At 33.5% G+C, this 25,392-nt stretch carries 25 protein-coding genes; 8 read left to right on the forward strand and 17 right to left on the reverse strand.

Annotation, left to right across the window (positions count from 1 at the left end):
• Positions 1 to 94: 94 nt before the first annotated feature.
• Positions 95 to 478 carry an START-like domain-containing protein gene (locus P178_RS0114220; protein ID WP_027066832.1) on the forward strand — a complete coding sequence of 128 codons (384 nt, stop codon included), beginning with the start codon at positions 95 to 97 and terminating at the stop codon, positions 476 to 478.
• A 52-nt stretch (positions 479 to 530) separates the two neighbouring features.
• Positions 531 to 1,391 carry an aminotransferase class IV gene (locus P178_RS0114225; RefSeq protein ID WP_027066833.1) on the forward strand — a complete coding sequence of 287 codons (861 nt, stop codon included), beginning with the start codon at positions 531 to 533 and terminating at the stop codon, positions 1,389 to 1,391.
• Here the strand turns inward: P178_RS0114225 and P178_RS0114230 are convergent.
• The 5 genes from P178_RS0114230 to P178_RS0114250 form a co-directional block, all read right to left on the reverse strand.
• Positions 1,388 to 1,948 carry a YqgE/AlgH family protein gene (locus tag P178_RS0114230; protein ID WP_027066834.1) on the reverse strand — a complete coding sequence of 187 codons (561 nt, stop codon included), beginning with the start codon at positions 1,946 to 1,948 and terminating at the stop codon, positions 1,388 to 1,390. The two genes, P178_RS0114225 and P178_RS0114230, sit on opposite strands and share 4 nt — an antisense overlap.
• Positions 1,949 to 2,059: 111 nt before the next feature.
• On the reverse strand, positions 2,060 to 2,332 hold the full coding sequence (locus tag P178_RS0114235) for an HU family DNA-binding protein (protein ID WP_027066835.1): 273 nt from the start codon (positions 2,330 to 2,332) through the stop codon (positions 2,060 to 2,062).
• A gap of 173 nt (positions 2,333 to 2,505) precedes the next feature.
• The gene (fmt, locus tag P178_RS0114240; RefSeq protein ID WP_027066836.1) at positions 2,506 to 3,453 is read right to left on the reverse strand and encodes a methionyl-tRNA formyltransferase; all 948 of its coding nucleotides are present in this window, start codon (positions 3,451 to 3,453) and stop codon (positions 2,506 to 2,508) included.
• 1 nt (position 3,454) lies between these two features.
• Positions 3,455 to 5,350: an ATP-dependent DNA helicase RecQ gene (locus P178_RS0114245; protein ID WP_027066837.1), complete on the reverse strand. Its 1,896-nt coding sequence runs from the start codon at positions 5,348 to 5,350 to the stop codon at positions 3,455 to 3,457.
• Positions 5,343 to 5,912 (reverse strand): AAA family ATPase, encoded by a 570-nt coding sequence (locus tag P178_RS0114250; RefSeq protein WP_027066838.1) that lies wholly within the window; start codon positions 5,910 to 5,912, stop codon positions 5,343 to 5,345. The genes P178_RS0114245 and P178_RS0114250 overlap by 8 nt, the downstream gene beginning before the upstream one ends.
• Before the next feature lie 87 nt (positions 5,913 to 5,999).
• Between P178_RS0114250 and P178_RS0114255 the strand changes: the two genes are divergently transcribed.
• From P178_RS0114255 to murA, 3 genes are all read left to right on the forward strand, one after another.
• Positions 6,000 to 6,287 carry a DUF493 family protein gene (locus P178_RS0114255; protein WP_027066839.1) on the forward strand — a complete coding sequence of 96 codons (288 nt, stop codon included), beginning with the start codon at positions 6,000 to 6,002 and terminating at the stop codon, positions 6,285 to 6,287.
• An 81-nt stretch (positions 6,288 to 6,368) separates the two neighbouring features.
• Positions 6,369 to 7,031, forward strand: a complete 663-nt coding sequence (locus tag P178_RS0114260) for a DUF4290 domain-containing protein (protein WP_027066840.1) — start codon at positions 6,369 to 6,371, stop codon at positions 7,029 to 7,031.
• Between the two features lie 16 nt (positions 7,032 to 7,047).
• Positions 7,048 to 8,355, forward strand: a complete 1,308-nt coding sequence (murA, locus tag P178_RS0114265) for a UDP-N-acetylglucosamine 1-carboxyvinyltransferase (protein WP_027066841.1) — start codon at positions 7,048 to 7,050, stop codon at positions 8,353 to 8,355.
• Positions 8,356 to 8,437: 82 nt separating this feature from the next.
• On the opposite strand, the gene P178_RS0114270 is transcribed toward murA, so the two are convergent.
• From P178_RS0114270 to P178_RS0114280, 3 genes are all read right to left on the reverse strand, one after another.
• Positions 8,438 to 9,436, reverse strand: coding sequence for a pirin family protein (locus P178_RS0114270; RefSeq protein ID WP_027066842.1), 999 nt, complete (start codon positions 9,434 to 9,436; stop codon positions 8,438 to 8,440).
• Between the two features lie 24 nt (positions 9,437 to 9,460).
• Positions 9,461 to 9,904 (reverse strand): VOC family protein, encoded by a 444-nt coding sequence (locus P178_RS0114275; protein ID WP_027066843.1) that lies wholly within the window; start codon positions 9,902 to 9,904, stop codon positions 9,461 to 9,463.
• An 82-nt stretch (positions 9,905 to 9,986) separates the two neighbouring features.
• Positions 9,987 to 11,414: an amidohydrolase gene (locus tag P178_RS0114280; RefSeq protein WP_027066844.1), complete on the reverse strand. Its 1,428-nt coding sequence runs from the start codon at positions 11,412 to 11,414 to the stop codon at positions 9,987 to 9,989.
• Positions 11,415 to 11,640: 226 nt separating this feature from the next.
• Here P178_RS0114280 and P178_RS0114285 point away from each other — a divergent pair, with 226 nt between their 5' ends.
• Positions 11,641 to 12,690, forward strand: coding sequence for a DUF6340 family protein (locus tag P178_RS0114285; RefSeq protein ID WP_027066845.1), 1,050 nt, complete (start codon positions 11,641 to 11,643; stop codon positions 12,688 to 12,690).
• A gap of 2 nt (positions 12,691 to 12,692) precedes the next feature.
• Here the strand turns inward: P178_RS0114285 and P178_RS0114290 are convergent, their stop codons facing one another.
• Genes P178_RS0114290 through P178_RS0114300 form a run of 3 tightly spaced genes read right to left on the reverse strand, consistent with a single transcriptional unit; the run spans position 12,693 to position 15,191 of the window.
• Positions 12,693 to 14,003, reverse strand: a complete 1,311-nt coding sequence (locus tag P178_RS0114290; protein WP_027066846.1) for a cryptochrome/photolyase family protein — start codon at positions 14,001 to 14,003, stop codon at positions 12,693 to 12,695.
• Positions 14,004 to 14,693: an SDR family NAD(P)-dependent oxidoreductase gene (locus P178_RS0114295; protein WP_027066847.1), complete on the reverse strand. Its 690-nt coding sequence runs from the start codon at positions 14,691 to 14,693 to the stop codon at positions 14,004 to 14,006.
• Positions 14,694 to 15,191, reverse strand: a complete 498-nt coding sequence (locus tag P178_RS0114300) for an SRPBCC family protein (RefSeq protein WP_027066848.1) — start codon at positions 15,189 to 15,191, stop codon at positions 14,694 to 14,696. It abuts the gene before it with no gap.
• 172 nt (positions 15,192 to 15,363) lie between these two features.
• Here P178_RS0114300 and P178_RS22145 point away from each other — a divergent pair, with 172 nt between their 5' ends.
• On the forward strand, positions 15,364 to 16,590 hold the full coding sequence (locus P178_RS22145; protein ID WP_051638322.1) for a hypothetical protein: 1,227 nt from the start codon (positions 15,364 to 15,366) through the stop codon (positions 16,588 to 16,590).
• Between the two features lie 90 nt (positions 16,591 to 16,680).
• Positions 16,681 to 17,526, forward strand: coding sequence for a DUF2911 domain-containing protein (locus P178_RS0114310; RefSeq protein WP_027066849.1), 846 nt, complete (start codon positions 16,681 to 16,683; stop codon positions 17,524 to 17,526).
• A 73-nt stretch (positions 17,527 to 17,599) separates the two neighbouring features.
• On the opposite strand, the gene galK is transcribed toward P178_RS0114310, so the two are convergent.
• The 6 genes from galK to P178_RS0114340 all read right to left on the reverse strand — a co-directional run bounded on the left by galK (position 17,600) and on the right by P178_RS0114340 (position 25,391).
• Complete coding sequence (gene galK, locus P178_RS0114315; RefSeq protein ID WP_027066850.1) at positions 17,600 to 18,757, reverse strand: galactokinase; 1,158 nt, start codon at positions 18,755 to 18,757, stop codon at positions 17,600 to 17,602.
• A 27-nt stretch (positions 18,758 to 18,784) separates the two neighbouring features.
• Positions 18,785 to 20,521: a sodium:solute symporter gene (locus P178_RS0114320; protein WP_027066851.1), complete on the reverse strand. Its 1,737-nt coding sequence runs from the start codon at positions 20,519 to 20,521 to the stop codon at positions 18,785 to 18,787.
• A gap of 111 nt (positions 20,522 to 20,632) precedes the next feature.
• Positions 20,633 to 23,164 (reverse strand): PIG-L family deacetylase, encoded by a 2,532-nt coding sequence (locus P178_RS0114325; protein ID WP_027066852.1) that lies wholly within the window; start codon positions 23,162 to 23,164, stop codon positions 20,633 to 20,635.
• A gap of 80 nt (positions 23,165 to 23,244) precedes the next feature.
• Positions 23,245 to 23,823, reverse strand: coding sequence for a mechanosensitive ion channel domain-containing protein (locus P178_RS0114330; RefSeq protein ID WP_027066853.1), 579 nt, complete (start codon positions 23,821 to 23,823; stop codon positions 23,245 to 23,247).
• 3 nt (positions 23,824 to 23,826) lie between these two features.
• Positions 23,827 to 24,774: a hypothetical protein gene (locus tag P178_RS0114335; RefSeq protein WP_027066854.1), complete on the reverse strand. Its 948-nt coding sequence runs from the start codon at positions 24,772 to 24,774 to the stop codon at positions 23,827 to 23,829.
• Positions 24,775 to 24,803: 29 nt separating this feature from the next.
• The gene (locus tag P178_RS0114340) at positions 24,804 to 25,391 is read right to left on the reverse strand and encodes a Maf family nucleotide pyrophosphatase (protein WP_027066855.1); all 588 of its coding nucleotides are present in this window, start codon (positions 25,389 to 25,391) and stop codon (positions 24,804 to 24,806) included.
• Position 25,392: the final 1 nt, after the last annotated feature.

Raw genomic sequence — 25,392 nt, forward strand, 5'->3', positions numbered from 1 at the left:
TCTTCAACAAAACTTGATGAAAAAAATAATACTGATCATTTATTTTTTTATCATTTAGAAATATATATATTGCCCGTAATTAAGTAGCATGTACATGAGCGATAAAATAAAATTTGAAATAGAGTTTGTAATTCAGTCTTCACCACAAATGTTGTATCAATATTTGGCAACCCCATCTGGACTGTCAGAATGGTTTGCTGATAATGTTAATTCTAGAGGTGAAATGTTTACATTTATTTGGGACGGAGCTGAAGAAGAAGCTAAATTATTAAAAAGGAAAACGGATGAATTTGTACGTTTTGCTTGGGAAGAAGCTGATGATGATAGCTTCTTTGAGATGAAGATAATTGTTGATGAAATAACTAAAGATGTTTCATTATTTATAACGGACTTTGCTGAAGATGATGAAATAGATGAGTCTAAAATGCTTTGGACCAACCAAGTGTCAGATTTAAAACAGGTTTTGGGTTCGTCCTAGAAATACCCTTATTTACAGTATCTTTGAGCCTTAATTTTTTAAGGCTTTTTTTATGTTCAATTTTAATGGTGAACTTCTTCATAAGAATACTGATTTTTTAAATGAAAATAATAGGGGAGTACAGTTAGGTGATGCTGTTTTTGAAGAATTACGTGTTATTAACGGTGATGTTATATTTTTAGAAGATCACTATCTACGATTAATGTCTTCTATGAGAATTCTAAGAATGGAGATTCCTATGAATTTCACAATGGAATTTATGGAAGAAGAAATTTTGAAATTAATCTCTGAAGATGGATTAAGAGAAACCAAGCAAATAAAATTCACTGTATATAGAAATACTAGCGATAATAATTTCTCGAAATCCGATAATAGTATTTCCTATTTCATAACCAGTACTACGTTAATTAATCCTTTTTTTGTTTTAGATGATAAAGCGTACGAAGTAGAGTTATTTAAAGATTTCTATAAAAACTCTAGCATGCTTTCTAATTTAGATACAAATAATAAAATCCTGAACGTAGTAGGATCAATCTACGCCCAAGAAAATGATTATCAAGACTGTTTGTTGCTTAATGAAAGAAAACAAGTTATAGAGGCTCTAAATGGCAATGTTTTTATTGTAAAAGGTAATCAGGTAAAAACTCCGCCAATAACTGATGGTTGTGTAAATAGTGTCATCAGGAAAAAAATAATAGATATTGTTTCAAAATTTAATGAAGTTGAATTTCTTGAAGAAAGTTTATCTCCATTTGAACTTCAAAAAGCAGATGAATTATTTATAGCCAATAATGTCAACGGCTTAGTTTCTATTACGAAATATAGAAAAAAGGATTTTGTGAATACAACTGCTAAAAGTTTAATTGGTAAGTTGAATGCAGCGGCTAGAATGTCCGTAAGTAAAAGCGTTTAGTTTAAGCTAGGGTTTTCAGGCGCATTGGACCATAGTAAATAGTTTCCTCCTAATTGAATCATATTTTCTTTCCAAATAGCTTGTGCCGCTTTTTGGATGATCCTACTTTCGTGCTCATTTTCTACAACAATCCATGATTTTGATGTAAGCTCTTCATCTAATTGAAACGATGACCAGCCAGAGTAACCTAAGAAAAAACGTATGTCATCTTCAGAAATAATTTCCTTATTAATAAGCTCTACGGTAGTTTCAAAATTACCGCCCCAATAGATACCATCAGAAATTTCGACGCTATTATCAATTAAGTGTGGTACTTTATGTATAAAATATAAGTTGTCTTGCTCTACAGGACCGCCATTATATACTTGAAAAGGAATTTCAATTTCAGTTACCAACTCGTTTATTTGATATTCTAATGGCTTATTTAAAATAAAACCTACAGAGCCTTCATTGCTATGTTCAGCCAACAATACAACAGATCTATTAAAAGAAACATCTCCTGTTAACGAAGGTTCGGCAATGAGTAATTTTCCTTTAGTTGGCTTTAAAGCAATCATAACTAGTTTAAGTATATATACCTAATGTAAGACAAATCCTCTTAATTGCAAAAACATAGAAATAAAAAAAGCGCCAATAAAGGCGCTTTTAATAAATTTATCAGTGTAAAATTAGTTTACAGCTTTACCTAAATCAGCACCTGCTTTAAACTTTACTACATTTTTAGCAGCGATTTGGATAGTTTTTCCAGTTGATGGATTTCTACCTTCTCTTGCATTTCTTTTAGACACGGACCAAGAACCGAAACCTACTAAAGAAATTCTATCTCCTTTTTTAAGAGAATTTTCAACATTTCCCAAGAAAGATTCCAATGACTTTTTAGCCGCAGCTTTTGTGATGCCAGCGTCTGCTGCCATTGCATCGATCAATTCTGTTTTGTTCATAATGTGATAATTAATTGTGATTAAATAATTTATACCTACTAACAAATTTATATGGATTTCTGAGCAACACAAGTAAAATGGGGGGAAATCCCTTATTTTGTTGATAACTCAGCGTGTTTGTTGATAAAGTAGGTTTTTTTTTACGTTTCTCGCAGCCCAACAACCACGGGGTCTCACCCCATTTTAGCGTTTTTTTCCAAATTTAGACCATTAAGAACGTCTCTAACCTGCATTCTTTTTTTTCCTTGAAGTTGAATTTCCTCTAGGTTTATATAGCCTTTATGCACTGCAACTTTCATTTCTTTTTTATTAAAAACAAGTTCACCCGCTGGTAAGTTATGTTCTTCTTTTTGCATGCTTGCTTTGTAGATTTTTGTAATTACAGTTTGATCTGCATTGTTCAACGTTGTCCAAGCGGCTGGGTATGGACTTAAACCTCTAATAAAATTATAGATTTTGTCTATTGGCATACACCAATCTATTTCACATGTTTCTTTAAATATTTTGTGCGCATCCTTTAAATTGTCAGAATCTGATTGTTTTGTAGTTTCAAAATTACCCTCTTTAATACGTTCTACTGTTTTAACCACAGTTTCTGCACCTAAGAGCATTAACCTATCATGTAAATCTTCTACATTATCAGTAAGATTAATAGGTGCTTCATCTTGCATAATTATGGCACCCGTATCTATTTTTTCGTCTATAAAGAATGTTGTAACTCCAGTTTTTGTCTCACCATTAATGATTGCCCAATTAATAGGAGCTGCACCACGATACTGCGGTAATAATGAAGCGTGTAAATTAAATGTGCCGTATTGAGGCATGTTCCAAACTACTTTTGGTAACATTCTAAATGCTACCACTATTTGTAAATTGGCGTTTAAAGATTTTAAAGTCTCTAGAAAATCCTCATCTTTTAAGTTGGTAGGTTGTAAAACTGTAAGATTATTTTCTACAGCATACTTTTTTACAGCAGACTCATTAAGTTTTCTACCTCTACCTGCAGGTCTATCTGGTGCGGTAATTACACCAACTATATTATATTCCTTTTTTACAAGCATATCTAAAATGCCTACTGCAAAATCCGGAGTTCCCATAAATACAATTCTCAATGCTTCCATATTATAATAGTTGGTATTCGTTTATAGCGTTTAATGTTATGTAATTTTCTTCTAAGAGTTCTTGCAGTGCAGTAATTACTATTTTTTGACTGGTGTTTAGGAGCGCTTGAAGTTCTCTTGAACTTGCTTTTTTTTCTTTTAAGATTTGAAGGATTTTTATTTTGCTGTGAACAATGTCAGTATTACCAAGCTTTTGGTTGATACATACATCACAAATACCACATTCTTTTTCTTGTACTTCTCCAAAGTAATGTAATAGCTGAATACTTCTGCATGTAGTATTGTTTTCTATGTAACTCAACATTGTAGAAACTTTCTCGACTTTAAGTTGATTTTGTTCATCAATATTTCTTGCGAACATATTTATTGTTCTATCGTCATCTCTTGGTACTAAGAATAAAAGTTCTAAATCACTTGAAACACTATTGTATTCTATAATTTCATCTTTTGCAAGTTGTTCAAAATTATGATGAATTATTGATTCTGATAGTGATGTTTTTTTAGCTAATAAGTAAGTGTTAATTGGAGTATCAAATTCAAAGAGGCCACCATAGGTGCGCAATATCACTTTTATAAAGTCTGCTAATTTAGAATTTTGGTCAATATACCTGTAGAGAGAATCTTTATCGGAAATAAATTTTATAGTTATTTTTTTTGAAAAATTTTCTGAAAGAGAAATGACCGAGTTTCTATCTAAGAGTTGTAATGCATTATAGGTCAAAAAAGTATTCAACTTGTAAATACTGCAGAATTCATTGAAATTAAGATGAAATTTTGCTTCTGTGTATTCTCCATATCCAATCTGAAAAAATGTATTTAGTTTTCTGTAAATCATTTTTACATAGGCAACATCCGGTAAAATTTCTATGAATTGTTTCTTGACCAAAACCTTGTCTGTGGTATTGGTTAATAATATGGCTTTTGCCAATGCACCGTTTCTACCAGCTCTGCCTGCCTCTTGAAAATAATTTTCTAAACTATCGGGTATTTGATAATGAACTACCAGTTCAACATCTGGTTTGTCTATACCCATACCAAAAGCATTGGTGGCAACCATTACTTTTACTTTATCCTCTAGCCATAGATTTAGGCGTTCCGTTTTCATTTTTTGATCAACGCCTCCATGGTAGAATGTTGCCTTCACATTATTCTTAACTAAAAATCCTGATAATTCTTCAGCTTTTCTTCTGCTTCTAACATAGACAATAGCGCTATGTTTTATTTGCTGACAATACTTCTTTAAATGACCATTTTTATCTTCTGTAAGTAATACTGCAAAACCAATATTTTTTCTAAAAAATGAATCCTTAATTATTAAAGGATAATTAAGGTCTAATGATGTAATAATGTCTTCACTAACTCTTTTGGTTGCTGTAGCGGTCAATGCCACAACTGGCGGAGTAGGGTGTAGTTCTCTTAATATGGAACAACTTAAGTATGCAGGTCTAAAATCGTGACCCCATTGAGAAATACAATGTGCTTCGTCTATAACGAACATAGAAACGTTCATAGCCTTTATGCGTTCTTGAACTAATTCTTGTTGCAGACGTTCTGGAGATAAATAGAGAAATTTATAATTGCCATAAATGCAATTGTCCAATAACTTGTCTACTTCATTAAATTTAAGTCCGCCTTTTAGACCTATGGCTTTAATGCCAAGTTTTTGAAGGTTGTCTACTTGGTTTTCAATTAGCGCTACTAGGGGAGATATAACAATACAAATACCATCTTTTAGTAAAGCGGGTACTTGAAAACATATAGATTTACCGCCGCCAGTGGGCAATAAACCTAGTACATCTTGACCATTGGATATGGCATTGATGATTTCTTCTTGAGAGCCTCTAAAACTGTCAAAGCCCCAATATTTAAATAAAATTTCGTTTGGTGTGTTATTCACCCGTTTTGTTTATAAAATCTACTACAAATTGCATGCGGTTTTCTATAGTGCCAAATGGAACTTCTATAGGGGAATATCCAAGATCTATGTATGTTTTTTCAAGGGCATCATGTATTCCGCAAGCTTGTTCAAAATTTTCCATTCGTTCATTATCCTGTACATAAATCTTTTTCCAAGGTGGTAAGATCAACACTTCATCATATCTATGTTCAACACATAATTCAGTGTACCGCTGCTCCTTAGGCTGGCCAAAATAATCCATATAGGCTATTACATCTGGTAACCCACGGTCATAGAATAAATGATCTTTATCTATGTTTAGACCATTAATGAAATGTTGTAAACGAGCATTGATTAATTCATCATTGAAACTTTTTGCATCCTTGACAAAGTCAATAGGGTTTACTAATTGATCATCTAATGCAACATCGCCTAATGCATCTAATGTCATTGTTCGTATCACTTCATGAAAACAATAGTATCCATTTTCTTCAAGTGATGATATTAATACTGTTTTACCGGTTCCTGGACCTCCTGTGACAACAACTCTTTTACTTTTCAAACTCAAAATTTATGAATACAAAAGTACATAAACCAAGAGTATTAAAAAACTGGTACATTACACTTATCTTTGCATAAAACACTAGTTATGGACGAAAATAACCCAGTTGAATTTTATAAAAAATTAAAGGAGCAATTAACAGAAACGTCAAAATGGCCTTCTAACTACTTATATAAATTTATTGTAGAGACAGAAACAGATAAAATAGATCGTATAAATACCATATTTGATAATATGGGTGCGGTTATTGACTTGAAGAAATCTAAGAACGGTAAATATACCAGTGTTTCTATTAGAGTAGATTTAGCCAGTCCGGACGAGGTGATTGCAAAATATAAAGAAGTAGGGGCTATAGAGGGCGTTATCTCCTTGTAAAATAGCTTTTCATCTATAATTTTATTAATTTGGCATCGTTATAAGAATACTTCTCAAACACATTAAGCTAAAATTTTCAATTTGCAATTAGTAGAAAACCTAGAATATAATACGGAGCGTGAGCATTTGATTATTCCTGAATATGGTCGTCATTTTCAAAAAATGGTTAACCATGCAGTATCAATTGAAGACCGTGAAGAAAGAAATAAAGTAGCGCAGGCCATTATTAGCGTTATGGGGAACTTACAGCCTCATTTACGTGATGTGCCAGATTTTCAACATAAACTTTGGGATCAGTTGTTTATTATGTCCGATTTTAAGTTGGATGTAGATTCTCCTTTTCCAATTACCTCAAAAGAGGTATTAAGACAAAGACCAGAAGCTTTAGAATACCCACAGAATTTTCCAAAATACAGATTTTATGGTAATAACATAAAACGTATGATAGATGTGGCTGTAGAGTGGGAGAAAGGTGATAAGCGCTCTGGGCTAGAGTATGCTATTGCTAACCACATGAAGAAATGCTATTTAAATTGGAATAAAGATGTTGTAGATGATACAGCAATTTTCAAGCATTTGTTTGAATTGAGTGATGGCCGTATAGATTTAGCCGCAGAAGGAGAAAGTTTGACGGATAGTGGTCAGTTCCTTAAAAATAGAGTTGCTAAAACTCCGAGGTCAAACTCGAACTCGAACAAGAAAAATCAAAGAAATAATAATAACCGCGGTAAAAAACGCTATTAAATTTCCACTTCTCTAGATGGGGACATTCAAAATTGAAGGAGGGCATCAGTTATCTGGTGAAATAACCCCTCAAGGAGCAAAGAACGAAGCACTTCAAATACTTTGCGCAGTACTACTTACAGACGAAAAGGTAACCATCAATAATATTCCTGATATTGTTGATGTAAATAAGCTTATAGCTCTTTTAGAGGATTTAGGCGTAAAAATCCAGAAAAAAGGTAAGGGTTCATATACATTTAAGGCAGACGATATAAATTTAGATTATCTACAGTCTGATCAATTTAAACAAGATGGTAGAGGTCTGCGGGGCTCAATTATGCTTGTAGGACCTTTATTGGCACGTTTTGGCAAAGGATATATACCTAAGCCAGGTGGAGATAAAATTGGTCGTAGACGTTTAGATACTCATTTTGAAGGCTTTATAAAACTTGGTGCTAAATTTCGTTACAACAGAGAAGAGTATTTCTATGGTGTAGAGGCAGATAAGCTAAAAGGTACTTATATGTTGTTAGATGAGGCTTCTGTAACAGGGACTGCCAACATAGTTATGGCGGCTGTATTAGCGGAAGGTCAGACAACAATATACAATGCTGCATGCGAGCCTTATTTACAACAGTTATGTAAAATGTTGAATAGAATGGGCGCCAAAATTTCTGGGGTTGGTTCTAATCTTTTAGTTATTGATGGTGTAGATAAATTAGGTGGTACGGATCACCGTATGTTACCTGATATGATTGAAATTGGTAGCTGGATAGGTTTAGCTGCAATGACCAAAAGTGAATTGACGATTAAAGACGTTAGTTGGGATGACTTGGGTCAAATACCAACAGTGTTCGGCAAGTTAGGTATCACATTAGAAAGAAAAGGTGATGATATTTATATTCCTGCTCACAAAGACGGATACGAAATACAAAATTATATAGATGGTTCTATTTTGACCATTGCAGATGCTCCTTGGCCAGGATTAACTCCTGATTTATTGAGTATTATTTTAGTAGTGGCAACACAATCTAGGGGAGAAGTTCTTATTCATCAAAAGATGTTTGAAAGCCGCTTGTTCTTTGTAGATAAGTTGTTGGACATGGGAGCAAAAGTAATTTTGTGCGACCCGCACAGAGCTACGGTAATTGGTCATGATTTTCAGTCTACTCTAAAAGCTACTACAATGACATCACCAGATATTAGAGCAGGTGTTTCATTATTAATTGCTGCTTTATCGGCGAAAGGGACTTCCACTATTCATAATATTGAACAGATAGATCGTGGGTACGAGAATATAGACGAAAGACTACGTGCCATAGGTGCTAAAATTACAAGAATTTAAGTATTTATTTACACGATATAAAAAACTCCATAATTAGATACCAATCTAGTTATGGAGTTTTTATTTAAGTTCTATTTTGAAACTATTTTTCTACTATTGTTCCGTCGGGATATTTAGCAAATCTACCTCGTTCGTTTTCATGTGTTTGGTCTGGGTATCGCCACGGCCATCCACCAAATTGTGTCAATCTAAATTCTTCCATGGCCTTTTGTAATTCCTCATCCGTATTCATAACGAAAGGTCCATATTTAGCTACAGGTTCATTTATTGGTTTTCCTTGTAGAACTATAAGATGAGCATTAGAGCCTATGGCTTTTAGAGTGATCTCATTTGTTGAATCAACTTCAATTCCATGATTTGGCTGTATTGACTCACCAGCAATTTCTATGGTTTCTCCCTCATAAAAATAAATTGTTCGTATAGTGTTTTTTTGAGCTTTTGGTAAATTAATAGTGCCGGTTGCGTTAATTTTTATGTTCCAAATAGCAACATCGTTTTCATCATCAGCTGCCCATGAATCGGGTGCTGGACTTGGTGCCTGTGTTGAATTGAAACTACCTGCAATAACTTTAATAGTTCCATTTCCATACTTAATTATTGGAATATCTTCATGCCATAACATTTTAAAATGTGGGTCCACGAATTTACTTTTTCTAGGTAGATTAAGCCATATTTGAAAAAGTTCTAGCGTATTTTCTTTTTCGGTATGTACTAGCGGAAACATTTCGGAATGTTGAACACCGCTACCAGCGGTCATCCATTGTACATCTCCTTCTCCAAAACGACCTGCTGCACCTAATGAATCTGAATGATCACAGAATCCTTTGTTTACTACAGTGATAGTTTCGAATCCACGATGTGGGTGTGCAGGAAATCCTGGTATAGTTGTACCATGGTACATTCTATAACCATCTTTAATAGTAAAATCATTTCCCAAATTTCTTCCTTCTAAAGAATCATCAGGACCTAATTCTCCATTTCCTTTAGGATATTTATCTAAATGATATACACAGAATAAAAATGGATCTTGAGTTTGCCAGGGGAAACCTAACTGAAAAACATTTTTTATGATACTTTTCATATGATTATTGAATTAGGTGATGGTTTAATGGACTGCATTGTTAATTTCAACCCAATTGTTTTCCGGGTCTTTTAAGTAAATCTGACGGACTCCGTCAGCTCTCAGAGTTACTGAATTCTCTTTGCCTGGCCAGTCCCAATAGGTTATCTTTTTTTCTTCTAACGAAGCAATTAGTTCATCTAATTTTTGTGTAGCTAAACATAAGTGTACGCTTTTACTATGTTTCATGGCTACACTATCTTTTCCTATTAAATGTAATTGTGAATTTCCTTGAATAACAAACCACTTAAAACCAGAAGGTGCAGAGGGATGCGGAATTTCTTTTAAATTTAAAATGTCTTTGTAAAAAGCACCAACCTTGTCTAAGTCTTTAACGATGACCGAATAATGGTCGTATTGAAAATCGAAAGATTGCGCAGACAAAAACGGTCCTGAAATAAAAAGAAGTAAAACGATAATTTTTTTCATTGAAATGGTATAAGTTTAAGTGTTCAAGTTACTTAAAAATGAAAGAAGCTATCTGTTAAGATAGCTTCTTTTTAATTGTAAGTTATTCACCATCTAATGGTGGTGGACCTTCGATCATTGGCTCATAGACTTCATCACCCTTACGTGTTTTAAATTCTTCTTTAACTTTGGTAACCAATTTCGGATTTTGAAATAAATCTAACATCGTCATACCCATTGCTTTTGATGCGTGTATCATACCTTTATGCCCTATAGACATACCGCCACAAGCAACAACTGCCCAAGAATGCCAAGGTGTACCTGTAGGTGCAACTGAAACACCTAAGTTTATGTTAGGAACATTCCAGCTTACATCTCCTACATCAGTAGAACCGCCACCTGGATTTTCTTCTGTTTCCTTTAAAGGGTGAACAGTTCCATCTAAACCAACTTCAGGCTTACCGGTAGCTTTTTGAATAGCCTTACCAAAAACTGTTTCCTCTTCAGTATAGGTGATTGGTCCCAATAACTCAAGATTGTTCTGCATAATTTCTCCACCAGAACGGTTTACCAAAGTTTCATATATACCAGAAACCAATGAGATTTTGTAATCGACATTTGCCATAATAGCGGCACCTTCTGCCATTGCTTTTACTCGCTCGTATGTTGGTAACATCTTTGATCTTTTAGGATCTCTAACACGAACCCAAAGTTTTGCATAATCTGGTACAACATTAACAACTTGCCCACCATCTTGTATATGGTAGTGTATTCTTGAAGTTGGTAAGATGTGTTCTCTGTAGTAGTTGATGCCTGTAGTGTATAACTCTAAAGCATCTGATGCACTACGACCGTTCCATGGATCCATAGATGCATGTGCCGCTTGACCATAAAATTCTACCACGAAATCAATTAATGATAAACCACTTTGAACATCTGCTTCTATACCTGCAGACGGGTGCCAGCTAACATTTACATCAACATCATCCCAAAGTCCAGCTTTTACCATCCATACTTTAGCAAAATATTTTTCTTCAGCAGGTGTACCTAAGAACTTTACTGTTCCTTTAATTTTGCCGGCATCCATTAATTCTTTTATGGCAATGGCAGATCCAAGACTTGCTGTACCAAACATGTTATGTCCACAACCATGACCTGCAGCACCTTCTTTAAATGGCTCTTTCACAGGAGATGTTTTTTGCGATATACCAGGTAGTGCATCAAATTCACCTAGAATACTTATTACAGGACTTCCAGAGCCATAAGTAGCGGTAAATGCAGTTGGTATATCTGCAACGCCTCTAGTTACGGTTAAACCGTTCTTTTCTGCGTAATCAGCCAAAATTCTAGAAGATTCGGTTTCGTCAAATGCAGTTTCGGCAAGTGCCCAAATAGAATCACTTATTTTAATAAGTTCTTCTTTGTGTTTTTCTATAGAAGAAATAAGTTGGTTTTTGTCCTTACTCATTTTCTGAGAAAAAACAGATGCACTCATGCATAAGCATAGCGCCATTAAAAACGTTTTTTTCATTTTAGTTTGGTATTGGTTATTACAAGTTCTAAGTAAATATACCAATTTAAATTCATGGTTTTAATTTGCTATTTCATTACCATATTTCATGATATAAGAGTTTAATAATATTATACTTCTATATTTTAGATATGCTTATTTAAGCAGCATTCACATACATATTATATAATTTAATGACGCATTTTTCGTTAATTATCAAATTACCTCGTTTTAAAAATTTAGAATTATGAAAAATTTAGTGTTTAAACTATCCGTGACAGCTATATTTTTTTCAATGGTAGCCTGTAGTTCAACTAATAGAATGACTATGGGTATTACACAACCAGCTCAAATATCTATTCCCAATGATGTTGTAAATGTGGGTGTTATCAACCGAAGTAGTGCTTCAGAAAAGAATAAGGTGTTAGATGATATCGATAAGATTTTATCTTTAGAAGGACTTAATTTGGATAAAGAGGGAGCGCAGAATGCTATTTCCGGTCTTAAGTATGAACTTGAACGAGGTAACCAATTTGACGTGGTAAAAATCATTGATAACCAAAAAGAAGTTGCTAAAGGATTAAGTGTTTTTCCAGCAGAACTTTCATGGGAAATTGTTGATCGTTTGTGCAAGGAAAATGGCGTAGATGTTATTTTTTCCCTTGAATTTTATGATACGGATACTGCTGCTGATTATGAACTGACAATGGTTAATATTCCTAATAATTTAGGAATTAAGGCTAACGTGCCTGGGCATAGAATAAAATTGAACACGACGATTAAAAATGGATGGAGAATATATGATCCTTTAAACAGAACTATTGTTGATGAGTATGTTTCTAACGATAGGTTATTTTCTATGGGTGAAGGTATAAACCCTGTTAAGGCATTAGAAGCGGTCGTTGGTAGAAAAGAAGCTGTTTTAAGCACTAGCTCTAAGTTAGGGGCTAACTATGCCCTTTTTACTAGACCGGAAAAAATACGTATCGCTAGGGACTATTTTGTTAAGGGCAGTGATAATTTTGAAATTGCAAAAAGAAGAGCACAAGCAGGTGACTGGGATGGCGCAGCAGATTTATGGAATTCAGAATTAAATAATAGCAAAGCTAAAATAGCTGGTAGAGCAAATTATAACATGGCTATTAGCAATGAAATTAACGGGAATCTAACTAAGGCTATAGAATTTGCATCTAGAGCATATACAGATTACGAAACCAAAGAGGCTTTACAATATGTAAATATGCTTAAGAGGAGAGTAGTAAACCAAAAAGAACTAGAGCGTCAATTATCTAAGTAAAATTAACTTACCGCATCTTTATAGGTTTCTAAACATCGTTCTCTAGCCATTTTATGGTCTACCATTTTTTCTGGATAGTCGTCAGTGCCGTATTCTGAAATCCAAGTTTTTATATATTTTTTATCCTTATCAAATTTATCAACTTGAGTCATTGGATTGAAAATTCTAAAATATGGGGCTGCATCAACGCCGCTTCCGGCTGCCCATTGCCAATTTCCAACATTAGAACTCATTTCATAATCCAATAATTTTTCGGCAAAATAAGTTTCTCCCCATCGCCAATCAATTAAAAGGTGTTTACAAAGAAAACTTGCAACTAACATACGTACACGATTATGCATGTATCCCGTTGCATTTAATTGTCGCATGCCGGCATCTACTAGAAGATAGCCTGTTTCACCTTTTTTCCATTTTTCAAATTCAGCCTCATTATTACGCCACTCAATGCGATCATATTTAGCTCTAAAAGCATTGTCTACGGTATGTGGAAAATGATATAAGATGGTCATGAAAAACTCTCGCCATATTAATTCGCTCCAGAAAACCTTATTATTCTCTGCTATTGCTTTTTTCATCATTTTACGAACAGATACGGTTCCAAAACGTAAATGAGGACCTAAATGTGAGGTACCATTTTCCTTGGCTGGAAAATTGCGGGTATCCTCATAATTATCAATTAACGTTGGGGTTATATCATAATCGGGAATCTCAATATCCGATTTCTTAAAACCAATATCACTAAGTGATAAATTAGGTAAACGAGAATTGGATATCAGGTTGGATAAGTACTGACTTGTGTAATGAATTTTTAAATCTTGGTCAACATCAAATTGCTCTTGCCATTTATTTTTATAAGGAGTATACACAACGTAAGGATCACCGTCACCTTTTACAATTTCAGATTTTTCAAAAATAACTTGATCTTTGAATGTTTTAAATTCTATATTATTTTCGTTTAAAAATTCTGAAACTTTTTCATCCCTTTCTTTAGCATATGGCTCGTAGTCCCTATTGGTATATAATGACATAACTTCATACTCTTCAGTCAGATTTTTAAGAATATCCATAGGTTTACCATAATACATTGCCAAAGAGCTGTTATGTTCTTTTTGCAATTCATTACGCATTGTCTGCAATGTATCTTGAATAAAAGTTACTCGTGCATCATCTTCAGGTAGTTTTGAAAGTATTTCTTCGTCAAAAATGAAAATTGGAAGCACTGGATAATCTCCTTTTAATGCTTCTAAAAAACCAACATTATCATCGAGCCTTAAATCTCTTCTAAACCAAAAGATTGATATTTTTTTTGACATTTAGTTTACGTTTAAAGTTGAAAGTCCGCCATCTACTCCAATTATTTGCCCAGTCATCCAACTACTCTTGTCACTCAATAGAAAAACTGCGGTGTTAGCAATATCTTCAGCATTACCAACTCTTTTTAGTGGGTGGCGATCACTCATTAATTCTCTCTTTTTATCATTATTTAATAGTCTTTTTGCTAAGGGTGTATCTACTAATGAAGGGGCCACAACATTTACCCGAACTCTAGGCGCATATTCTGCAGCCAATGATTTTGCAAAACCCTCAATTGCACCTTTTGCAGCAGCTACACTAGTATGAAAGGGCATACCCGTACCAACAGCTACTGTGCTAAAAAAGACCATACTAGAACCTTCGTTCATTTTGGATATTATTTCTTTTACTACATTAACCATAGCAAAGAAATTAAGTTGCATATCTTCTTTTATAGTTTCTAATGACATCATTTTAAAAGGTTTTAAATTAATACTACCTGGGCAGTATATAAAACCGTCTAAAGTTTCCGGTAATTCAGAAATATCTAAACTATCGGTTGTTGCATCAAAATTAAGATGTGTAATATTTTCGTGATCTAATGATTCATCTGTGCGGGAGGCAACATAAAGATGGTGAGTATCTTGTAATTCTTTAACAATAGAAAGACCGATACCATGAGAACCGCCAATTAAAAGTATATTTTTCATTTAAAATGATTTAAGTTGAAGTTGATTTGGAATATTGTTTACAGTCCCAAATAGCTCTTTTAACTTTTGTTCCCTAAACTTAAATATTTCCATTAATTGTTTTTTTACTATTAGTGGGTGGGCTAGTTGTCCTAGTAAACCAAAAGGAATTTTATAATCAATAATATCTTCCATTATAACACCTTCGTCTATTTCGTTAATAAAATGTTTGTGATGCCATAGAGCGTAAGGACCAAATCGCTGTTCGTCAACAAAGTAACTACCATGTTTAACGTGGGTTATTTCTGTAACCCATTTGGTGGTATACCCAGGAAATGGTGATACCTTATATTGAATTATTTGTCCAGGAAACATTTCTCTATCTGCACCTGAAAGTATATTAAAACCCATATGTTCAGGGGTAATAACTTTTAAATTAGCAGGATCCGATAAAAAATTCCAAGCTTCTTCCTTAGAAATAGGTAACGCTTGCTTAGAATGTAGTTGATATAATTTCATATGCTTAATTTGGACATGGATGAATTCCTTTTTTTGTCTAACAATATTCAAAAATAGTTAAACATTATTAAAAATACTTTTTTAATGGGTTAAAAATTAACTTTATCGATTAAATTGAATTTAGGTCTCTTAAATACAAGGGATTAACTTTATTCTAGTTTATTTTGCAACAATGAAAATTTTCTATCAATACATAGCTACTATTATATTGTTCATTTACTCAGCGTATTCAACCGCTCAAGAGAATGTGCAAACTGTAGGTAATTTACCTGATGAAATATTTGAAACTTCTGGTTTAATTTATTTTAATGGAAATCTAATAACACATAACGATTCTGGTAATGCGGCTGTATTATATGAGTTAGATACATTATCACTTACTATTGAAAGAAGAGTAACGATTTCTAATGTTTCTAATATTGATTGGGAGGCTATTTCTCAAGATGAGAATTATATTTATATAGGTGATTTTGGTAACAATTTAGGCATTAGAACTGATTTGGCTGTACATAGAGTTTTGAAAGACGATTACTTAAACTCCGATATAGTTACTGCTACTACTATTAATTTTTCATATGAGGATCAACAAAACTTTGAAAATAATGGAAATAGTGATTGGGATGCGGAATCATTTTTTGTTGTTGATGGAAGTATCATAATTTTAACAAAGCAATGGAAAAGCCTAGGTTCTGTAGCCTATGAGTTTCCTAAATTACCAGGAACATATGTAGCTAGTAGAGTAGGAGCCGTAGAAAATGTAGGCTTAATAACCGATGCATCTTATGACCTAGATACTAATAGGCTAGTTGTTATTGGGTACTCTTCTATCTTAAGTCCGTTTGTTGGTATTATTGAAAGTTTAAATTTAAATTCAGTTTTTGATGGATTTATACAGCAATCACTTGGTCTTAATTTTATACAGGCAGAAGGATTAACACAAACGAGTTCTTCTTCATATTTCTTTTCTTCGGAATATTATTCTAGACAAACCCCTACAATTGAATCGCCTTCAAGATTATTTTCATTTCAAATCCCAGATGTTGTTACAGAAGAACCGGAAATTCCTGAAGAACCTGAGAATCCGGAGGAACCTGAAACTCCAGAAGAACCTGAAAATGAGGAAAATCCTTCTGAACCAGAACTGCCGGAAAATGATGATGTAGAAAATAAAGTTATAATCTATAGAGACAATACATCAAATCAATATCATTATTCAATAGCTACAGAAAAGACTGTATTCGGTCAAATAATTTATGATTTATCGGGAAGACAGATTTGGGAAAATTCTGGTGAAATAGGAAAGAAAGGTATTATCACACATCCTCTAGAATCTTCTATTTATTATTTGGCATTATATCTTGAAGATGGTGTAGTGGCAACTTCATTTGCGGTTTATTAAAATAGCTTTCAACTATTTAAGATTTTGTTAACATTTCTAGCCCTCCTTTATAAGTAGTTTTGCGATTATAAACTAATTAGCAAAATAATTATGAACAAAGTAGTACTCTTTTTATTGGCAATTGTAGCTTCCTTAACTGTTGAAGCTCAAATAAATACACCTGCCCCAAGTCCTTCTGCAAAATTAATGCAGACAGTAGGTTTAACAGAAGTAAGCATAGACTATTCTAGACCTTCTATGAGAGGTAGAAAAGTGTTTGGTAATTTGGTTCCTTTTGACAAATTATGGCGTACAGGAGCTAATGGTTATACTTTAGTAACATTTGATACTGATGTAACTATTGCAGGAAAAGAAGTGAAAGCAGGTACATATTCTATATTCACTAAACCAGGTGCTTCTAAATGGGAAGTTTACATCTATACAGATATTGTTGGTGGTGGTACTCCAAGTAATTGGGACGATAGTAAAGTAGTTGCTCAGTTATCTGCAACTGTTCATAATATTGAAATGCCTGTTGAGACATTTACGATCACTTTTGATGATGTAACAGGAAATGGCGCAAATATTGGTATTATTTGGGAAAACACTTATGTTGCAATACCTTTCTCTGTACCTACAGATGCTACTGTTATGAGTAGTATTGATAAAGTTTTAAGCGGTCCGTCTGCTGAGGATTACTACGCTGCAGCTGTTTATTACTCAAGCGAGGGAAAAGATATCAATAAAGCTAAAGAATGGATGGGCAAAGCAATGTCGATGACTGAAAAGCCTGCATTCTGGCAACTAAGACAACAGTCTTTAATATTGGCTAAAGCTGGTGATAAAAAGGGAGCTATAGAAGCTGCAAAGAAATCATTGGCAGGAGCTACTGCAGCTGGTAACAACGATTACATTAAAATGAACAACGATTCATTAAAAGAGTGGGGTTCTAAATAAGAAAAACCTTTTATAAAATTTAAAAAGTCCGTGTTTTAAAGCACGGACTTTTTTATGAATTATAATTTAATCTTTATTCGAAAACCTTGACACCGTCATCTATGGACAAAGGATAATATTCAGCATCAATACCGGTTTGGTCCTTATATTGTTGAAGTAAAGAATTAATACTTTCATCTAGCGTATTGGTTTGTACGAGGTTTATAGTGCAACCACCAAAGCCACCGCCCATCATTCTAGAGCCTAATACACCTTCTAATCCTTCACCTATTTTTACCAACGTATCTAATTCCGTAGTAGTTATTTCATATTCTGTAGACATGGCCCAATGCCCCTTTCTTAAAACCTCACCAACCGCTAATGCATCACCCAAGGTCAAGACTTTAATCATTTGGCGAACACGGTCATTTTCTTCGATGACATACTTTGCCCGCTTAATATCAATACTACTAGAAACATTAACTAAACTATTTAGATCTACTAAAGTAACGTCTCGTAACGATTTAATTTCAGGTCTACTTTTTTGAACTGCTTTAACTATATTTTCACAAGAAATTCGTCGTTTATTGTACTCCGAATCAACAGCCAAATTATGTTTTATATTAGAGTTTACAAGTACCCAACTATAGCCATTAAGGTTAATGGGAATATAATTATGACTTAAGTCTTTACAATCTAGTAAAAATGCATTTCCTTTTTTACCAAAGAGAACTGCATATTGGTCCATTAAACCACAATTAAGTCCAATTTTATGTTCAGCTTCTTGGGCAATTAATGCTATTTTTTCTCTAGAAATACTTTTACCTGATACTTTGGTAATCGCATAGATAAAACCACAGCAAAGTGCCGCGGAAGAGGAAAGGCCTGATCCAATAGGAATATCCCCGCCAAAAACACAATCCATGCCTTTTAGCGGATAATCCTTAGATACCAAAATCTCTATGATTGCTTTAAAATAATTTCCCCAAAAAGAATTAAAAGGATTATGCTGACTATTAAGTTGAAATTCTATTTTCTCCGGTTGTGTTAAAAACGTTTCAATCCGTATGCTGTTAAGGTCATTTCCAGAGACAGCAAAATAAATACCTTTTTCAATAGATGCCGGTAATACTAATCCTTCATTATAGTCTGTATGCTCACCAATTAAATTAATTCTTCCCGGTGCTTTTATAAGGGTGGGAGATTTACTGTAATGCTCTTCAAAATAAGTTACAATTTTTTTATGTACCATTGAATATTTTAAAATGTGCCTAATTTCTTAAGCTGATGGTAAGGGTTTTTTAAGCATTCTGTCAAAGGCTTCAAATATAAAGGATATTGTAATGACAAAGGCAGCACCAAAAAAGTTGAGCCATAAATAACCTAGTTTTTCTTGACCAGAAGGATAAATATGAATTAAGTAATAATAAATAATACATATTATAACCTGTGTTACTACCGCTGCGAAGAATACAGCATTTCCTTTTATAAACTTAAAGAAGAATGCAATTAGAAAAATACCTAACACATTACCGTAAAAGATACTACCAATAATATTAACCAACTGAATTAAATTATCGAAAAGATTGGCTACACAAGCAATTAATATAGCAACTATTCCCCAAATTAAGGTGAAGAATTTAGAGGCCTTTACATAATGCTCTTCGCTTAATGCAGTATTTTGTCTATTTCGCTTATATAAGTCTAATGCGGTAATAGTTCCTAATGCATTTAGTTCTGAAGCAGTAGATGACATTGCTGCAGATAAAATAACAGCTAGTAATAGACCCACTAAACCAGTGGGTAAATTATGGAGTATAAAGTGAATGAATACATAATCTTTATCGTTAGTTTCGACAGTTTTGTTTGCTTGACTAATTAGTGATTTTGCAGCTACACGATTAGTACTATCTTTTTGATTAATTCTTATTATTTGTTTTTTAGCATCCTCAACGGCTGTGAACTCTTTTATCTCTAATGCAGCAGAGAACTTATTCTGTGCAATTCTTTTCTCTGCCTCAAGTGCAACTTGGCCTTCTTGTAATAATTTATAATCTTCTGCATAGCTTGATTCCATTACTGCTTGTGTAGCAGATGGATTAAAATTTAATGGAGACGGATTATATTGATAAAAAACAAATACCATTACACCTACTAATAAAATAAAGAATTGCATGGGTATTTTTAAAATGGCATTAAAAATAAGACCTAACTGACTTTCTCTTACAGATTTACCGGATAAATAACGTTGCACCTGACTTTGATCGGTACCGAAGTATGCAAGAAATAAGAAGAGACCACCTGTAATTCCACTCCAAAAAGTATATCTGCTTGAAGTATCTAAATCAAAATTTAATATTTCTAATTTATTACTGGCCCCAGCAATTTTCATCGCTTTGCTAAATGTAATGTCTGATGGTAAATACCCTAAAATAAAAAAAAAGGTAATGAACATACCAGTCATGATAATGAACATTTGCTGCTTTTGCGTAACGCTAACAGCTTTTGTACCACCCGATACTGTATAGATGATTACTAGTGTGCCTATAATAATATTTAATGTACGTAAGTCCCAACCCAATACTGCAGATAAAATTATAGAAGGAGCAAATATGGTAATACCTGCAGCTAAACCTCTTTGGATTAAAAATAGCACTGCAGCTAAAGAACGAGTTTTAAGATCAAACCTGCCTTCAAGAAACTCATAGGCGGTGTAAACCTTCATTTTATGGTATAAAGGAACAAAAACCATACAGATGATAATCATGGCAAAGGGTAGCCCAAAATAGAACTGTACGAAGCCCATACCATCGTGAAAAGCTTGGCCTGGTGTAGATAAAAAAGTAATTGCACTGGCTTGGGTGGCCATTACCGATAAACCTATTGTCCACCATTTAGAGTCATTACCACCACGTACGTAATCATTTACGTTTTTACTTCCTTTGGTTTTCCATACACCGTAGACTACAATGAAGAGAAGTGTGCCGGCAAGAATAATCCAGTCTAATCCTTCCATATTAATTAAATGAGGTCATTACGTAATAAAAAATAAGAACATATATGAGGTTGAGTATAAGTACAATGCTATACTCTTTTTTCCAAGTTTTATTTTCGTCCCGTTCTTTGCTCATCCTTTAATTTTCTCTTTCTTTTCCACTTTGTCCTTACCTATAGATAGCATATTTGAAAACAATTTATATGCTCCTGGCACGCCAACCGGTAATTCTCTGAAAAAACTTAGTCCTGTATAAATATAGTTACCCTTTCCGTAAGGGGCAATTAACAAGCTACCTTTTGTTGAATCTTCTCCCTCATCATGCATTTCTAAAACCGGAGTAAATTCGTCTGCCCATTTATTCGGAAAATACAATCCGCGCTCTTGTACCCAACCATTAAAATCAGCTTGATCTATTTTGTTTGGGAAATTTACTAACGAATGATCTTTTGCGATTATTTCAACATTAGAATTTTCGTTAGTAACACGGTCTCTTGATATCTCTAATTTGAACGGAGCAATATTTTCAAATTGATTACCCCATCTACTGGCTGTATTGTATTGCACAATTACTGTACCACCATTTTTAGCGTAATCAAGAATAAATCGTTGTTTAAATTTTAATTCATCTATAACATTATAAGCTCTAATTCCTAAAACAACAGCATCATATTTTTGTAATGATTCTTTTGTAATAGTTGTAGGGTCAATTAGTTGAACATTATATCCTATTTGTTCTAAACTTGTAGGTACTTCATCGCCAGCACCCATTATATAGCCAATATTTTCTCCAGCTTTTTCAATGTTTAGACGAACAACTTTTGCCTCTGATGGTAATAGGACTGTTTGGGTGGGCACATGATCATATTCAATAGTTACCAGCTCCTTGCTAATTTCATTTCCATTTAATCTTATAATAGGGGAGATGCTGCTTTCATTTTCGGTTGCTGGCGGACTCAATGTAAAAAATACTATTTGCTCATCACCTTTCTTAGCTATTGTAAATGGTTGCGAATTTTTGTCCACTTGCCAACCAGATTCGTATTTTAATTCAATAGTACCAGAAATACTGTCTTTATGAGCCTTAATGGTAACTGGAATTCTTTTTGAGGATGCATTTGCAAAGATTAATACTTTATCTGCAAAACTTGCGGTAGCCTCAGGAACAATTTCAAAAGGTTGATGTATTTCTCCTTTTTCAGGTTTTGCATATTTGTACATTACAGGCTTAACAATGGGAATGGCTATACCATTAATTTCAATATTAAAAATTGCATTGAAAGCTTTAGGTGTTTCTGGTTTACCTATTAATTCTGTATTGGTTACCGTATAAGTACCTAATGTGCCCTTTTCCATTAACCAATAAGGACTAGTGAATTTTGTGGTTGTTGGAATGGTAAGTTTTACTTTCTTCTCTAATGATTTATTATTGTTTAAAACAACGTTATCTATATTTATACTTTGTTCGTTTAAGAATAAAGATTTCAATTTAATATCGATATCACTTCTGTTCAATGCCTGAATTTGAACATCTACAATTTCTCCTGCGTTTGTATAAGGTGACATGGTAGAGGCTTCTAAATATAGACCTGATATAGAAGCAATAATTGATGTTATCTCATCGGTTTTAAGCTCTTTCCAATGTTCATCAGTTGACTTTTGTAATAATTGGTAAGCTTCTAATAATGCCGGAATATGAGTTGTAGGGTTTTTGAAATTAAAATTCTCTTGAACATCATACAAAATTTCACCTATAGCTTTACCGCCATCAATTCTTGACCAAGATGTATCTATGCCGTCAAATAAATTAGATTTATCATTTGGTAAATCACCCTTTAAAAGCTCCACATATTCATCTTCTGTTCCTCTAGAAGTTAGTCTGCCAAATCCTTGACATAAATGTTGACTGCTTGCCAAAGAAGCAATTTCATTGTTAGACATACCTAGCATTGGGTAATAGGTACCAACATCCATATGTAACATGTTGGATTTATCTGCCTCTTTAAATTTTTCTTCACTTCCGTAGAACCACCAAGACGTATTGAAAAATAAACGTTTGGGTTGCCAAGTACTAGTATTTTTTAATTGTTCTGGATACGCGTTAGCATTATTGGCAAGGTCAAAAGCTTCAAAACTCAACATTGCTGAAGAGGTGTGGTGACCGTGTGTAGATCCAGGAGTTCTATGGTCAAATCTATTGATAATTACATCTGGCTTAAACTTTCGTATCGTTCTAACTACATCTCCTAAAATAGCTTCTTTATTCCAGATTTCAAGTGTTTCACTAGGTTGTTTAGAGTACCCAAAATCATTAGCGCGACTAAAAAATTGTTCACCACCATCTACTCGTCTTGCGGCAAGTAATTCTTGTGTTCTTAAAACTCCTAAAAGTTCTCGTAATTCCGGTCCTATTAAATTTTGACCTCCATCACCTCTAGTTAATGATAAATACCCTGTTCTAGCCTTTACATTATTGGATAAATAAGAAATTAGACGCGTATTTTCATCGTCTGGATGGGCAGCTATATAAAGTGCCGTACCAAGAAAATTTAATTTTTCAATGGAATGATAAATGTCGGTTGCTGAACTATTTTTAGGGCTTTGGGCTTTAAGGGTGCTGACTACAAAAAGACTACAGGCTATGAACCCTAATAAGTATCGCATTTTAAGTTGGTTTTGGTAGTAATTCCAAATATAATAAGATTAGTACCTACGCTTGCTTTTTTACGACTTCTTTAACAAAATCAAAGCGTTTGTTCTTCCTCATCTTCCGTGTTCAAAAATTCACCTTGTTGATAGGTTGAAATTAATATGACACCCTTTTGTAATACTAGGTTATTCGGGTAGGTTAGAATCTCGCCGTTACTTCTTCTTAAATGAAGATGAAAAGCCCTAATATCTTCTATTACAAATTTATCTAGGTCTGTATTGTTAGGATCAAGTAATTCTTTGTCTAATATTCTAATAGTATTTCCTATTTTAAATGGGAAAGAAAAGAAAATTATTACTCCTGCGGTTATATTACTAAGAATAGACCATTGCGCAAATAATGCTACACCAATTACTGCAAAAACAGAGGACAGCATAACGCCTAAATCCCTATAATTTACACTCCATACCAAAGTAAGAACAACCATTGCAATAATGGTTAGAGCTATATTTATAAACTTGATAATGAGGTTTGTACGTACAGGATTGTAATCACTGATCTTACTTACCTTTCTTACCGCTGTGGTAAATAAGAATTTTAAAACAAGTATAACAATTAATACAATGAGACTGTAGATTAGCTCATTATGATGTTCGGTAATAAATTCTTTCATACACTATAACCCTAAACTATCTCGCAAAGATAAATCCTTATTCGTTTTCTTCTGCCAATAGGGTGTTGTAATCCTGTTAATTCTTGTTGCTTTTGAAGTTAAAACTTTTTTATTGTCACCGAATCCATCATGAAAAGTATCTGTCCAATTTTCTATCATATATGGAAATTTATTTTCAAAATTAATCTTTAGTGTTCTTTCTAACTCAGGATAACTAATTTCATAAGTTTTTAAACCATTTGCTTCGGTTAAAGAGGCAATTGCCTTATATGACCTAAACTCCTTATGGGTAAGCCTAATAAATTCTAATGATGGAATCATAACTATTTCACCCGTTGGTAAATCTGAAGGGTTAATCCTGATTTTATTCCAAATTTCGTTTTCTAAATGAGCTTTTTCTAAGTGATAATTTTGATCAGCTTCAGATTCAAAATAAGAATGGCTCGTTATTTCAAAATCCTCTTTATTATTCAACTGCGCATAAACATGTCCGCACCATTCTTGAGATGAAAATGAAAGTTTTATCGCATGTTCATTATCATACACAGGATAGAAGCTACTGGTCATTATAGAATAGGGGTAAATACCTGTTATATAATTTTTTGTAGCATTCAGTTTTAAAACCGGAATATTATTCTTGTTACTATTGTCTGCTTTAACTTGCGTTCCTGGTGTAAAAGGTTCTGTTACATAGATCATAACAGCGCTTCCTTCTCTTATTTCCCCGTATCTGGCTTGTTCTAAATTATAGGATGTAATTTCTGCGGTACCATTGTACCAATAGTCTTTAAACTCTTGCGAAAGCTCTTTTTTAAGAGCTTCTGTTTTTGAAACTGAGGTAGACATAGCTAAGGTGTTACTATTACTCGCTGGTTTTTCCTTGCAACTGGTAAGTACTATTAATACACCGAAAATGCTAAAAAAAGTTGTATTTAGTTTTAAGAATTTCATACCTGCTATGTTTTTATAATTACAATATATTAGGTTACTAATTTTGATAATGTTTCATGAACTAATTGAGTAGGTAAACCAACTACGTTTGTGTATGAACCTTTAATTTGTTCAATGCCAATTAAGCCTAGCCATTCTTGAATACCATAAGCACCTGCTTTGTCAAAAGGTTGATACTCTTTTATATAATGGCGAATTTCTTCAATAGATAACTCTATAAACTTAACCTCGGTTATAGAATGTTGTATTATCTGTCGTTCATTAGTAGTAAAACATACAGATGTAATTACTTGATGCCATTCTCCAGACATTTTTTTTAACATCGATTCGGCTTCTTCACTATCAATAGCCTTCGCTAAAGATTCATTATTGTACCAAACCACGGTATCAGAAGTAATTAAAATATCCTTAGGTTTTAATTCAAGTTTAAAAACTTCTGCCTTTAATTTTGCTAGATAATCTGATATTTCAGCTCCTTTTAAATCTGTTGGATATATTTCGTCAACAGACTTAATTCGTACTTCAAAATCAAGCTCCATATCCTTAAAGAACTGATGCCTTCTTGGTGAACCCGATGCTAAAATTAGATGATAGTCTTTTAATTTATTCTTTAGCATA

The sequence above is a fragment of the Maribacter sp. Hel_I_7 genome, from assembly GCF_000688315.1.
Classification (GTDB): Bacteria; Bacteroidota; Bacteroidia; order Flavobacteriales; family Flavobacteriaceae; genus Maribacter; species Maribacter stanieri.